Origin of the sequence: Bradyrhizobium sp. YR681 (assembly GCF_000282615.1) — a bacterium.
Classification (GTDB): Bacteria; Pseudomonadota; Alphaproteobacteria; order Rhizobiales; family Xanthobacteraceae; genus Bradyrhizobium.
The window spans coordinates 20,863-32,936 of record NZ_AKIY01000338.1 but is presented as its reverse complement, the minus strand read 5'-3'; the positions used below and the strand labels follow the sequence as shown (position 1 = coordinate 32,936).

The 12,074-nt window shown below is 65.8% G+C and carries 12 protein-coding genes; 4 read left to right on the top strand and 8 right to left on the bottom strand.

Annotation, left to right across the window (positions count from 1 at the left end; translation table 11 throughout):
* Positions 1–94 precede the first annotated feature (94 nt).
* Both PMI42_RS36695 and PMI42_RS36690 read right to left on the bottom strand, forming a co-directional pair.
* Positions 95–2,176 carry a methyl-accepting chemotaxis protein gene (locus PMI42_RS36695; RefSeq protein ID WP_008144949.1) on the bottom strand — a complete coding sequence of 694 codons (2,082 nt, stop codon included), beginning with the start codon at positions 2,174–2,176 and terminating at the stop codon, positions 95–97.
* Positions 2,177–2,306: 130 nt separating this feature from the next.
* A complete protein-coding gene (locus PMI42_RS36690) occupies positions 2,307–2,747 on the bottom strand; it encodes a DUF1810 domain-containing protein (RefSeq protein WP_008144948.1) in 441 nt (146 codons plus the stop codon).
* A 191-nt stretch (positions 2,748–2,938) separates the two neighbouring features.
* On the opposite strand from PMI42_RS36690, the gene PMI42_RS36685 reads away from it, so the two are divergent.
* The 3 genes from PMI42_RS36685 (at position 2,939) to PMI42_RS36675 (ending at position 5,422) form a co-directional block, all read left to right on the top strand.
* Positions 2,939–3,889 carry a DUF2778 domain-containing protein gene (locus tag PMI42_RS36685; protein ID WP_035968049.1) on the top strand — a complete coding sequence of 317 codons (951 nt, stop codon included), beginning with the start codon at positions 2,939–2,941 and terminating at the stop codon, positions 3,887–3,889.
* 64 nt (positions 3,890–3,953) lie between these two features.
* A complete protein-coding gene (locus tag PMI42_RS36680; RefSeq protein WP_008144944.1) occupies positions 3,954–4,211 on the top strand; it encodes a hypothetical protein in 258 nt (85 codons plus the stop codon).
* Between the two features lie 119 nt (positions 4,212–4,330).
* On the top strand, positions 4,331–5,422 hold the full coding sequence (locus PMI42_RS36675; protein WP_008144942.1) for a TRAP transporter substrate-binding protein: 1,092 nt from the start codon (positions 4,331–4,333) through the stop codon (positions 5,420–5,422).
* Between the two features lie 287 nt (positions 5,423–5,709).
* Here the strand turns inward: PMI42_RS36675 and PMI42_RS36670 are convergent, their stop codons facing one another.
* The 6 genes from PMI42_RS36670 to PMI42_RS36645 form a co-directional block, all read right to left on the bottom strand.
* Positions 5,710–6,489 carry an ABC transporter ATP-binding protein gene (locus PMI42_RS36670; RefSeq protein WP_035968046.1) on the bottom strand — a complete coding sequence of 260 codons (780 nt, stop codon included), beginning with the start codon at positions 6,487–6,489 and terminating at the stop codon, positions 5,710–5,712.
* On the bottom strand, positions 6,477–7,532 hold the full coding sequence (locus PMI42_RS36665; protein ID WP_008144938.1) for a dihydrodipicolinate synthase family protein: 1,056 nt from the start codon (positions 7,530–7,532) through the stop codon (positions 6,477–6,479). Before PMI42_RS36665 ends, PMI42_RS36670 begins: the two co-directional genes overlap by 13 nt.
* 6 nt (positions 7,533–7,538) lie before the next feature.
* Positions 7,539–8,360: a GNAT family N-acetyltransferase gene (locus tag PMI42_RS36660; RefSeq protein WP_008144936.1), complete on the bottom strand. Its 822-nt coding sequence runs from the start codon at positions 8,358–8,360 to the stop codon at positions 7,539–7,541.
* Positions 8,347–9,384, bottom strand: a complete 1,038-nt coding sequence (locus PMI42_RS36655) for an NAD-dependent epimerase/dehydratase family protein (protein WP_008144935.1) — start codon at positions 9,382–9,384, stop codon at positions 8,347–8,349. Before PMI42_RS36655 ends, PMI42_RS36660 begins: the two co-directional genes overlap by 14 nt.
* Before the next feature lie 15 nt (positions 9,385–9,399).
* The gene (locus PMI42_RS36650; protein ID WP_008144932.1) at positions 9,400–10,170 is read right to left on the bottom strand and encodes an ABC transporter permease; all 771 of its coding nucleotides are present in this window, start codon (positions 10,168–10,170) and stop codon (positions 9,400–9,402) included.
* An 82-nt stretch (positions 10,171–10,252) separates the two neighbouring features.
* Positions 10,253–10,900, bottom strand: a complete 648-nt coding sequence (locus tag PMI42_RS36645; RefSeq protein ID WP_035968045.1) for a TetR/AcrR family transcriptional regulator — start codon at positions 10,898–10,900, stop codon at positions 10,253–10,255.
* Between the two features lie 100 nt (positions 10,901–11,000).
* Between PMI42_RS36645 and PMI42_RS36640 the strand changes: the two genes are divergently transcribed.
* Positions 11,001–12,005 carry an ABC transporter substrate-binding protein gene (locus PMI42_RS36640; protein WP_008144928.1) on the top strand — a complete coding sequence of 335 codons (1,005 nt, stop codon included), beginning with the start codon at positions 11,001–11,003 and terminating at the stop codon, positions 12,003–12,005.
* The last annotated feature ends 69 nt before the right edge of the window (positions 12,006–12,074 follow it).

Below are 12,074 nucleotides of genomic sequence, written 5' to 3'. Positions count from 1 at the left end.
CCGGATGGAGCGCAGCGAAATCCGGGGCCGCTTCATCCGCGGCGCGAATCCCGGATTACGCTGCGCTCCATCCGGGCTACGAATCCGGGTGTAGTTACGCTGCCCTGACCTCGCCGAGGAAGCGGTCGAACTGTCCGGCGAGATCGCGCGACTGGGTCGAGAGCTGCTCGGCGGCGCCCAGCACCTCCCTGGCGGCAGTTCCCGTGTCGTCGGCGGCGCGCTGCACACCCGAGATGTTGGTGTTGACCTCCTGGGTGCCGCGGGCGGCCTCCTGGACGCTGCGGGAAATCTCCCGGGTTGCCGAGCCCTGTTGCTCGATCGCGGCGGCAATCGCGGTGCCGATCTGGTCGATCTCGCCGATCACGTCGGCGACGTTGCGGATCGCGGCCACGGTCTGGTCGCTCGCAGCCTGGATCGCCGTGATCTGCTCGGAGATCTCGGTGGTGGCCTTGGCGGTCTGGCCGGCCAGCGACTTCACTTCGGAGGCGACCACGGCAAAGCCGCGGCCCGCGTCGCCGGCGCGGGCGGCCTCGATCGTGGCGTTGAGAGCGAGAAGGTTGGTCTGTTCGGCAATGCTCTGGATCAGCGTGACGACGTCGCCGATCTTCTGCGCGCCCTCGGCGAGCGCGCGCGCGGTGTCGCCGGTGCGGCGGGCATTGTCGACGGCGCGGGCCGCGATCTCGGTGCTTTGCGCGACCTGACGGCCGATCTCGGCGATCGAGGAGGTCAGCTCTTCCGTCGCGCTGGCCACGGTCTGCACGTTGGTCGAGGTCTGCTCGGAGGCGGCGGCGACGACCGCGGCCTGGCTGTTGGTCTGGGCCGCCGTCGAGGTCATCGACTGCGCCGTGCTCTCCATGGTCGAGGACGCCTGGGACAGGCCGCCGACGAGCTCGGTGACCTTGGCCTCGAAGGCGCGGGTGAGCGCGTCGAGCGCCTGCGCGCGGCGCATCTTGCCGTCGTTCTCGGCCTGCTTCTCGGCCGCGAGCCGGTCGGCCCGGATCATGTTGTCCTTGAACACCTGAACGGCGGCGGCCATCGCCCCGACCTCGTCGGAGCGCTCGGCGCCGGGGATGTCTTCGGCGACGTTGCCATCGGCGAGGCGCGACATCCGGCTCGTCAGGCTGACGATCGGCGCGCAGACGCGGCGGCGGACCATCACCACGAGCCCGACGCTTGCGATCAGCACGGCGAGGAGGCCGACGAGCGCGATGGTGAAGCTGGTGCGCGCGGACGAGGAGGCGCCGGCGAGGATCTGCTCGGCGTTGTCGTAGAAGGCATCGCGGACGTCGATGATGGTGCTCAGACCGCGCTGGGTGGCCGCGAAATAGGTGTCGACGTCGTGCTCGTACTTGCCGCTGATCGCGCCGTCCTTCACCAGCTTGAGTTCGCGGCCGAATTCCTCGATGTAGATCGCGTTGAACTTCTCCAGCGCGGCTGCGACGTTCGCCGGCGTAGTCGGATTGCCACGCAATTCCTGGAGCGTCATCACGATCTGGTCGTTGCGGCCCTGTGAGCGGCTGATGTCGGCCTTCTCGGCGTCGGTCGCCGGCTTCTTGCCGCCAACGAGGTTCTTGTGCAGGCTGGAGTTGAAGCCGCCGACGTCGCGCAGCGTCATGGCGACGTTGGCATAGCTGGCCTGGCGGTAGGCATCGCCGTTGAGGATCGCCATGCGGCGGACCTGCTCGTTGAGCAGGGCGGTCACGCTGCCGTTGAGCACGGCGTTTTCGCCGACGATCTTCTTGGCGGCATCCTTGCGCGCTTCCGGCGGTCCTGCCATCGCCTTGTCGATGGCCTCGCGCAGCGCGGTGAATTTCGAATTGATGCCGTCGATGTTGCTGCCGATGGTGCTGCCATCGTCGAACGGGCCGGGCAGCTCCTTGCGCAGCGCGTTCATCTTGTCGCGGGCGCCGTCGGTCTGCTTGCGCAGCTTGTCATGCTCGGCAAGCTGTGCGGGGTCGTAGGTCGAGGGCCCGTAGAGGATGTTGGTGGCGAAGCCGCGTTCCGGGTTGAGATAGCGCGGGATGTCGCTGACGGCGCGGACGATCGCGAGCCGGCCCTGCGCCTCGGTGATCCGCTCCATCGTCTGATATTTCGTCACGGCGACATAGACGGCGAGGCCGCCGCCGACGGTCGAGAGCGAGACGATGGCGGTGGTCAGGAGCGTACCGATTTTCATGATCTGTCCGGCAATTGCGCAGGAGAAAATTATTCTGCGCGACGATAGGCAGCCGGTGTTAATCCGGAGTTTACGCTGGCGGCCGGCATGCTCCGCGCGCATGCGTCCATTCGTCCGGCGGTTGGTCGCGCTAGCGCGCCGGTCGATCGAGCTTGGCCAGCATCTCCAGCGTCGCGCCGTCGCGCTCGCCGTTGAAATATCGGGCGAGAGCCTGATCGAAGACGGGCTCATCGGACACCGCGTTGAACAGCGTCATCGACGAGCGAAATTTGGCGTCGTCGGGGGTGCCGAGGATCGCGTTGATCGTCCGCCCCTGAACGGCGAGCACGAGCCCGGTGCATTCGATCAGGCGCGGGCCGAGCAGGGGGTGGGCGAGGTAGGCCCTGGCCTCCGCGCGCGAGCCGATGGCATAGCGCCGGGACGTGGCGCTGAAGCCGAGGCCGGTGATTTGTGGGAAGACGAACCACATCCAGTGGCTTTGCTTCTGCCCCCGGGCGAGTTCGCCCTGGACGTCGCGAAAAACCGGGTTTTGGGCCTCGACGAAGCGGTCTAGGCCGAAAGGATCGGTCATTGGATACCTCGGATGGGCGTGGCCGGCCGCGATTATGCCTAACTTTTGGCTCCCAATGTGGTAGCTGGTATAGAGTCTCCGGGTGGGGGTTGGGTACCCCCGGGGGTCGATTTGGGGATCTGATGGTTTCCGACCGCGCAAACGCCGAGAGGCTGTTGTCGCGCCGCCGTGTTGGGCGAGCGGAGATGATATTGCTGTCTCTGGCCGCCGCCGCGCTGGCGCTGGGCGCTGCCGCCTGGGTTGCGGATATGGGCGCCTCGACCCCGCTGGTCTCGGCGGCGCTGCCGCCGGCCAATACCCTGTCCTTCGATGATCGTTTCGCCTCGCTCTCGGGCAGCCCGTCCACCCGCGAACTCGGCCTGCGGACGATGGAGCGCTCGGCCCTGAACGCGGTCCAGCTCAAGCTCCGCGACGCCAAGGCGATGCTCGCCCAAAAGCTCCAGGGCGACGACTGGCGCTCGACCCTGACCGAAGACGACAGGCCGGCGGTCGACGAGAGGAGGCCCTCGCAACGCGCCGACGCCGTCCCGATGCCGCGCTCGCGACCGGTCCAGGCGGACTTCTCGGCCCAGATCGCCTCGAGCCAGGCCTATGCGGAGACCAATCCCAGGGTCGACAACCGCAACTTCTTCGAAAAATTCACCGACAAGATCAAGCTGGCCTCGCTGACGCCCGGCGACGGCCTGCTCGGCAGGGCACCGGATCTGGCCGCCCTCGGCTACGATTCGCGGACCGCGGTCTACGACATCTCGGCCAAGGCGCTCTATCTGCCGAGCGGCGTCGCGCTGGAAGCCCATTCGGGCATGGGCGCGCTGATGGACGACCCCCAGCATGTCGACCAGCGGATGGTGGGCGCGACTCCGCCGGCGATCTACGATCTGAAGCCACGCGAAAAGCTGTTCCACGGCGTCCGTGCGCTGCGCCTGACCCCCACCGAGGGCACCAGCGCGCTCGGCCGCGTCGGTCTTCTCACCCACAATTACATGCTCGGACCGCGCGGCGATTCCAACGGCTGCGTCTCGATCAAGGACTATGATCGTTTCCTCAAGGCCTGGGACAACGGCGAGTTCAATCGCCTGGTCGTGGTGCCGAGCCTGAGCGGATCGGCGATCGCTGCGCAGCGCGGCAGCACCGACTCCTGATATTTGGCGAACGGCGGGGCGGCCGTTTCCCCTTCGTTAAGCCGTCCTCGTCCAGAAGCAGCCCATGAGTGATCCCCAGAATTCAGAGACCCCGCTGCGCACGACGTTCAAGATCAAGCTGAACGGCGACACGCTGGCGATTGCGACGGTCGGCCAGGCCTATCAATTCCTCACCAATTTCAAGTCGGTCGAGTGGATGGAATTCCGCTCCCTGCACGAAGAGGCCGTCGCGGCGCTGGAAGGCGCTGCCGGCAATGCCATGCTCGCGGTGCAGGCGACCAACGCCGTACGCGCGCTGTTCGTGAGCGCGAAGCTGCTCTGACGGGCTACGGGCCTTCCGCTCACACCTTGAACTCCGCTATAGGAACGGGCAAACGGTCCGCGAAGACCGTGGCCAGAAGTCCGTATGTTTGAAGCTTACTTTAAGGGAGAAAACCCATCATGAAACGCCGTACATTCCTCACGGGCGGCGCGGTCGCCGGCGCGACGACGCTGGTTGCTGCACCTGCGATCGCGCAGAGCGCGCCCGAGATCAAATGGCGCCTGACTTCGAGCTTCCCGAAATCGCTCGACACCATCTACGGCACGGCGCAGACCTTTGCGAAATATGTTGCGGAAGCCACCGACAACAAATTCCAGATCCAGACCTTCGCAGCCGGCGAGCTCGTGCCCGGCCTGCAGGCGCTCGATGCCGTCAGCGTCGCCACCGTCGAGATGGCGCAGACGCCGCTGTATTTCTACATCGGCAAGGAGCCGGCGCTGGCCTATGCCACCGGCGCCCCGTTCGGCATGAACCATCGCCACCAGGAATCCTGGTGGCATTTCGGTGGCGGTGCCGACCTCACCAACGAGGCGCTGAAGCCGTTCAAGACCCACGCCATCCTCTGCGGCAATTCCGGCACCCAGATGGGCGGCTGGTTCCGCAAGGAGATCAAGACCGTCGACGATCTCAAGGGCCTGAAATTCCGTATCGCCGGCATGGGCGGCCATGTGCTGGCGCGGCTCGGCGTGGTGCCGCAGCAGCTCGCGGGCGGCGACATCTACGCGGCGCTGGAGAAGGGCTCGCTCGACGCGGTCGAGTTCGTCGGTCCTTATGACGACGAGAAGCTCGGCTTCCAGAAGGTCGCGAAATACTACTACTTCCCCGGCTGGTGGGAGGGCGGCGCCATGCTGCACATGATCGTCAATGACGAGAAATGGGCGAGCCTGCCGAAGCAGTATCAGGCGGTCGTCAACCAGGCCGCTTCCGCTGCGGGCGCATGGATGCTGGAAAAGTACGACAGCGTGAATCCGGCAGCGCTGAAGCGGCTGATCGCCAACGGCGCGGAGCTGAAGGCGTTCCCGCAGCCGGTGCTGGAAGCCTGCTACAATGCGACCCAGGAGCACCTGAACGAGCTCGCCGCCAAGAGCGATCTGTTCAAGCGCACCAAGGAGAGCCACGACGCGTATATGAAGGAGCTGTTGTTCTACACGCAGATCGCGGAGAATTTTTACGACAACTATCTGCTTGGCAAGATGCGCAACAAGACCTGAGCGTAAGGAGGGCGCGGTAGTTACGCCGCGCCCCGCTTCGTAGCCCGGATGGAGCGTAAGCGTAATCCGGGATTCTCTCGCGCGTCATCGGCACTTTCCCGGATTGCGCTTCGCTCCATCCGGGCTACGGACTATCTGCTTGGCAAGATGCGCAACAAGAGCTGAGCGTGAGGAGGGCGCGGTGTTTACGCCGCGCCCCGCTTTCGTAGCCCGGATGGAGCGTAAGCGTAATCCGGGGCCTCGCGCGTCATCGGCACTTTCCCGGATTGCGCTTCGCTTCATCCGGGCTACGGAGTGAGGCCCAGCTTCGCATAGATGCGCCTGGCATACGCGCCGAACGCGTCCGTGGTTTTCAGCGGGAGATCGCGCGGGAAGGGCAGGTCGATCGGGAAGTAATCGGCCATCTTCGCGGGGCCCGCGGTCAGCACCGCGCAGTGCGAGGACAGGAACACGGCTTCCTGGATCGAATGCGTGACGAAGATGATGGTCTTGCCGCTCTCGCGCCAGATCCGCAGCATCTCCAGATTCATCTGCTCGCGCGTCAGCGCGTCCAGCGCGCCGAACGGCTCGTCCATCAGGATCAGTTTTGGATCGTGAATGAAGGCGCGCGCGATCGCGGTGCGCTGCTGCATGCCGCCGGAGAGCTCGCGCGGATATTTCTGCTCATAGCCCGAGAGGCCAACGAGATTGAGCAGGTCGCGCGCCCGCTCGCGCGCGGCCTTGATCGGCAGGCCCACGATCTCGGCCGGCAGCAGCACGTTATCCAAGATGGTCCGCCATTTCAGCAGCAGCGCCTGCTGGAACACCATGCCGATGTCGCGGGTCGGATCGAACGGGCTTTTGGCGTTGCCGATCTTGACGGTGCCGCCGTCGGCGCCGTGCAGCCCGGCCAGGATCTTCATCACCGTGGTCTTGCCGCAGCCGGACGGGCCGACCAGCGAGACCAGCTCGCCTTCCTGCACGTCCATGGTGACGTCGGACACTGCGAGAAATTCGGTGCCGCCGCCGCGGTAGACTTTTCGCACGCCGCGCAGGCTGATGAAGGGCTCGGCCGTCATGCCAGCCATTTGTTCAGGTTGTCGGCCACGAACGCGTCGTCGCTGAGGTCGGCGTGCTCGCGACAGACGCGGTCGATCTCGTCCTTCTGGCCGGGGCTCAGGCCCTCGTTCGGATCGAGACACCACAGGCCCTGCATCAGGCCCTGGCGACGCAGGATCTCGTGGCAGCCGGCGATGCAGCCGTGGAAATTGTTGGCGACGTCGAAGAAGGCGCTGTTGCAGTCGGTGACGCGGGCATCGAGCGCGAGCAGGTCCGCTGGCACGCTGTCCTTGTGCCGCGCCGCCTTGCAGCGCTCGAACTGCTTGATGGCGCTCGCGGTCCAGACCGACCAATGGCCGAGCAGGCCGCCCTTGAAGTAGGTGCGCGTGGTGACGCGGTTGTCGCGCAAATCGAACGGCAGCATCAGGTCGAGCAGGATGTGGTCGTCATTGCCGGTATAGAGCGCGACGCGATCGAGCGCGCCGGCGGCCGCCACGCCGCGCAGCACGTCGAGCGTGCGGTAGCGGTTGAACGGCGCAATCTTGATCGCGATGACGTTGTCGATCGAGGCAAAGCGCTGCCAGAACCGGCTGGACAGGATGACGCCGCCGACGGCCGGCTGGAGGTAGAAGCCGACCAGCGGGATCTCGGCGGCGACCGCCGTGCAATGCGCGATGATCTCGTCCTCGGAGGCGTTTTTCATCGCGGCGAGGCTGAGCAACCCGGCGTGATAGCCGATGTTGCGCGCGGTGCGGGCTTCAGTGGTCGCCTGCTGTGTAGGGCCTGCGAGGCCCGCAACCATCGCCAGCGGGCGTTTTGTCCAGTTCGCCGCGGTCTCGGCAGCAAGCTCGAGCACCGGACGATAGAGCCCGACATCGCGGATCGCGAATTGCGTGGTGTGGACGCCGACGGCAAGGCCGCCCGAGCCGGCGTCGATGTAATAGCGCGTCAATGCGCGCTGATGCGTCTTGTCGAGCTGGCGCTCGGCGGTGAGCGCGAGGGGATGCGCCGGCAGCACGGTGCCGTCAGCGATCAGCTTGCGGATATCGGCGTTGATCTGGCTGTGGTGCATGATGTCCTATCCGAATTCGGGGCCGGCGACGGCGAATGGCAATTCCTCGCCCGCGGCTGTGGCAGGGCCGAACCGCATGCGCTGGAACGGGCGTTCGATGGTCCAGCCTGAGGCGGTCAATCCTTCCAAGAACGCGGCTTGCGAGGCGATGGCATCGACCAGGAGCGGGCCGGTCTCGGATCGTGCGATCACGTCAACCAGGGCCAGCGCCGCTGCGGCATGATTGGCAAACAGAGGGCCAACATGACGCGCGGTCCGGCCGTCGCGAACCAGCGCGATGGCTCCGTTCGCGGAGACGATGCGTGAGCCGGGGCGCTGTGCGAAGGCGGAGAGCAGGGCGGAGCGGTCGAAACCGGTGGCCCGCCGGTCCCGCGCGCGCAACGCATCGACGGTCGCGGATGACGTCGGCGGCGTTTCGGCGCGCGAGGGCTTCACCAGTTTCAGCCGACGCAATTGCAGCGTCGGCGTGAAGCCGAGCGGGCCATAGACGGCGGCGCCGTCGGGCGTCGCGTCGAGCCAGCTCGTCAGGCCGTTCCTGCGCGCGGTTTCCAGGCAGGTATCGACGAGGCGCGTGGCGAGGCCGCGGCGGCGATGCGTGCCTGATACCAGCACCATGCTGATCCAGGCGTTGTTGCCGGAATAGGGCAGCAGTGCCGCGGTCGCCACCAGTCGCATGCCGTCGCGGATGCCGAACACGACGCCATCGCGCAGGAAGATTCGCCAGTCTTCCTCGGTCTGGTTCCAGTGTGCTTCCGTCGACAGCGCGAGCCCGGCGATCGCATCCTCGACCCCGAGCTTGAGGATGGGCAGACCGTCAGTAGCGTCCATCGCGGACCTCGTATTTGGTGGGCTTGCCGAGGCTCGGCATGGCGCGGGAGACCCAGTCCGCGGTCCAGGCGATCAACTGCTCGGTGTCGATAACAGGCAGGCCGAACAGCTCGACCGCCCTGGAGGTGTCCGTGAGCCAGGCCGTCGGCTCTTCCTTGCCTGTCAGCACCGGCGGGCGGCCGAAGCGAGCGCCGAATTTTGCGGCGAGATCGCGCACCGCCAGAATTTCGTGGCCGCTGACATTGATCGGCGAGGACGGCGCCGTGCAATGGGCGAGGCAGCGCAGCGCCTGCGCGGAGGCATCGCCCTGCCAGATGAAATTGACGTGGCCGAGGCTGACGTCGATCGGCGTGCCCGTGAGCACCTTTGTGGCGATGTCGTGCAGCACGCCATAGCGCATGTCGATCGCATAGTTGAGGCGGAACAGGCGGCCTGGCGTTCCGAACTTGCGCGAGAAATATTCGAACATGCGCTCGCGGCCGACGCAGGACTGGGCGTATTCGCCGGGCGGATTCGGCGCCATCTCCTCGGTCGATCCCTTGCCGTCGACGGGCACGAACGGATAGACGCAGCCGGTCGAGAAAGCGACGATCCGCGACGACGGGAAAGCCTGTGCCACCAGTGCCGGCACGTGCGCGTTCATCGCCCAGGTCAGCGACAGGTCGCCCTCGGCGCCGAACTTGCGGCCCGCCATGAAGATGATGTTGGGCGCCTTCGGCAGGGTGTTGATCGCGGCCTCATCCAGCAGGTCGCAATTGATGGTCTCGACGCCGCGCGCGTGCAGCCAGTCCTTCACGCGCGCGTCGCTGAAGCGGGCGACGCCGATGACGCGGCGATCGGGGGCGGCGGCCTTCGCCAGCCCCGCCAGTGTCGGACCCATCTTGCCGGCGACGCCGAGGATCATGATGTCGCCCTCGACCTTTTCGAGGTCGTCGATCAGCGCCTGGGTCGGCCGGCACAGCAGCTCGTCGAGGGCTGCGATATCGGGGATGGTCTTTGGCAGCGTCTGGCGGGTGAGCAGCATGGGGCGGTCCTTCGTTTAGCTTTGTCTGGCATCGCCGACCACGAACATGCGTTCGAGGGCGAGCACGAGGCCGTAGAGGGCGACGCCGAGCAAGGTCAGCAGCACGACGGCCATCACCATCGCGGGCGTATCGAGCGAGGACTGCACCTGGATCATGAGGTAGCCGAGCCCGCGCTCGGAGGCGATGAACTCGCCGACGATGGCGCCGGCGACCGCCAGGATGGCGCCGACCTTCATGCCGGAGAAGATGTAGGGCAGCGACCCCGGCAGCTGGATCTTGCGAAACAGCGTCCAGCGTGAGCCGCGCAGCGATTTGACGAGGTCGAGCAGGTCAGGCTCGACCTCGCGCAGGCCCCGCGCCGTCGTGAGCAGGATCGGGAAGAAGCAGATGCTGAAGGCGATCAGGATGTTCGGCAGGATGCCGTAGGAGAACCAGACGATCAGAAGCGGCCCGAGCGCGACCTTCGGGATCATGTTCAAGGTCACGAACAGCGGCAGCAGCACGAGGCTGACCAGCGGCGCCCAGCTGAAGATCACGGCGAGCGTCACGCCGACGAAGGCGCCGAGCGCGAAGCCGCCGACGATCTCGACGGCCGTCACCAGCGTATTGGCGCCCCAGGCATAGTTCGCGGTTGCCAGCGTCTGCACCGTCGCCAGTGGCGAGGGCAGGATGAATTTCGGGACGTGGAAGGCGTCGACCAGGAGCTGCCAGAGCACGAGCACGGCCAGATGCACGATCAGGATGATCGCAAAGCTGCGTGCCGGACCTGCTCCGCGAGCTGTCACCTGTTGCTCCCAATTGCCGCGGCTTCACTGCCACGGCGGTGAGCCTAACCGTCCTCGGGCCAAGTTTCAACCAGTTGGTTGATTATGGCCGGAGCGACTGGAGCACGAGGTCGACGACATGCCGGCGGCGGGACTGGCGCTGGGCGCGGCTCGACAGGTCCTTGCCGAAGATCGCCGACAGCGTCGGGGTGTTGGAGAAGAAGAAATAGCTCAGCCCCGCGATGGAGATGTAGAGCTGGATGGGATCGATCCCCTTGCGGAACACGCCCGAGCGCACGCCTTCATGGAGGATGTGGGAGACGCTCTTGACCAGCGGGGAATGCATCGCTTCCAGCCGGGTCGAGCCGCGCACATGGCGCGCGCCGCCGCGGTTCTCGTCGTTCAAAAGCACGATGAAATCAGGGTTTGCCGCCAAATGGTCGAACGAAGCTTCGATCAGCCGGCGGATCGCCTTGTCCGGCGGCAGGCCTTCCAGATTGAGCCTGCGCTCCTGCTCGCGGATGTCCTCATAGACCACTTCGAGCACGGCGAGGTAGAGCGCGTCCTTGTCGCCGAAATAGTGGTAGACGAGCTGCTTGTTGACGCCGGCGCGCATCGCGATCTCGTCGACGCGGGCGCCGGCAAGGCCGTGCCTGGCGAATTCCAGGCGCGCCGCGGTCAGCAGCTTCTTGCGGGTGGCGACGGGGTCGCGCCGCTGCGGCGCGGTGTCGCCGGATCGTTTTGCGGGCATTTCCAACCAAACAGTTGACAAGTGGAGGACGGCTTGTTGCATTGGTAGCCTCACAAGGGGAGAGCGACAAGCCGGGTCGCTGGCAATGAGGAGAGATGCGATGAAGCATTTGCAGGCGGCTGTTGTGGCGCTGGCGCTCGGTTTGTCGGCGGTGCCGGCGAGCGCTGGCGAGGCGGTGAACCTGATCCTGAACTGGACGCCGACGGCCGACCACTCGCCGTATTACTATGCCAAGGCGCAGGGCTGGTACGAGAAAGCCGGCATCGATCTCACCATCGAGACCGGCAAGGGCTCCGGCGTCTCCGCCGCCAAGGTCGGCTCCGGCGGCTCGCCGTTCGGCGTCGCCGATCTCGCCACCATGCTGGTGGCCAAGAGCAAGGGCGCCGACACCGTCGCGGTGATGAGCGTCTACGCCAACACCGGCCAGACCTTCTACTGGCTGAAGAGCTACGGCGTGAACGGGGTGAAGGACTTTCCGGGCCACAAGATCGGCAATCCGCCGGGCGATGCCTCGCGCGTGATGTGGCCGGCCTTCGCCAAGGCCGCCGGCATCGCGCCTGATGCGGTCGGCTTCGTCAATGTCGGGCCGACCGCGAAGATCGCGGCGCTGAAGAGCCACACCGTCGACATCATCAGCGACTTCTACAACGAGCACGATCTCAAGGTGATCGAGTTCGGGGGAGATCTCGGCTACGTCAACTGGAAGGACATCGGGCTCAATCCCTACGGCAACTCGCTGATCGTCAACGGCGCGTACTTGCAGAAGAACCCGAAGGTCGTCGAGGATTTCGTTCGCGTCACGCAAAAGGCCTTTGCGGCCTGCGTCGCCGAGGTCGAGCCCTGCCTCAAGGCACTGCTCGACCAGGTCTCCGGCCTCGACAAGGCGAACCAGGAGCGCCAGTGGGAGCGCATCAAGTTCCTGATGACGGACGAGTTCACGACGACCAAGGGCCTCGGCTGGATCGACGGCGAGCGGATGAAGAAGGACTATGAGCTGGTCCAGACCTATCTCGGCATGGAGAAGCCGTTCGACGTGACCACCGCGTTCACGACCAAAATGCTGGATCCTGCCGTCAAGATGGATGCGAGCAAGGTGAAGAAGTAGGGAGCCTCGTAGCCCGGATGGAGCACAGCGAAATCCGGGACCGTCGTTTGTGGCGCAATTCCCCGATTG

What these genes read in the sequence shown, in the direction of transcription:
- PMI42_RS36695 (WP_008144949.1), bottom strand. Translation starts at nt 2,176, where the DNA reads ATGAAAATCGGTACGCTCCTGACCACCGCCATCGTCTCGCTCTCGACC.
- PMI42_RS36690 (WP_008144948.1), bottom strand. Translation starts at nt 2,747, where the DNA reads ATGACCGATCCTTTCGGCCTAGACCGCTTCGTCGAGGCCCAAAACCCG.
- PMI42_RS36680 (WP_008144944.1), top strand. Translation starts at nt 3,954, where the DNA reads ATGAGTGATCCCCAGAATTCAGAGACCCCGCTGCGCACGACGTTCAAG.
- PMI42_RS36675 (WP_008144942.1), top strand. Translation starts at nt 4,331, where the DNA reads ATGAAACGCCGTACATTCCTCACGGGCGGCGCGGTCGCCGGCGCGACG.
- PMI42_RS36670 (WP_035968046.1), bottom strand. Translation starts at nt 6,489, where the DNA reads ATGGCTGGCATGACGGCCGAGCCCTTCATCAGCCTGCGCGGCGTGCGA.
- PMI42_RS36665 (WP_008144938.1), bottom strand. Translation starts at nt 7,532, where the DNA reads ATGCACCACAGCCAGATCAACGCCGATATCCGCAAGCTGATCGCTGAC.
- PMI42_RS36660 (WP_008144936.1), bottom strand. Translation starts at nt 8,360, where the DNA reads ATGGACGCTACTGACGGTCTGCCCATCCTCAAGCTCGGGGTCGAGGAT.
- PMI42_RS36655 (WP_008144935.1), bottom strand. Translation starts at nt 9,384, where the DNA reads ATGCTGCTCACCCGCCAGACGCTGCCAAAGACCATCCCCGATATCGCA.
- PMI42_RS36645 (WP_035968045.1), bottom strand. Translation starts at nt 10,900, where the DNA reads ATGCCCGCAAAACGATCCGGCGACACCGCGCCGCAGCGGCGCGACCCC.
- PMI42_RS36640 (WP_008144928.1), top strand. Translation starts at nt 11,001, where the DNA reads ATGAAGCATTTGCAGGCGGCTGTTGTGGCGCTGGCGCTCGGTTTGTCG.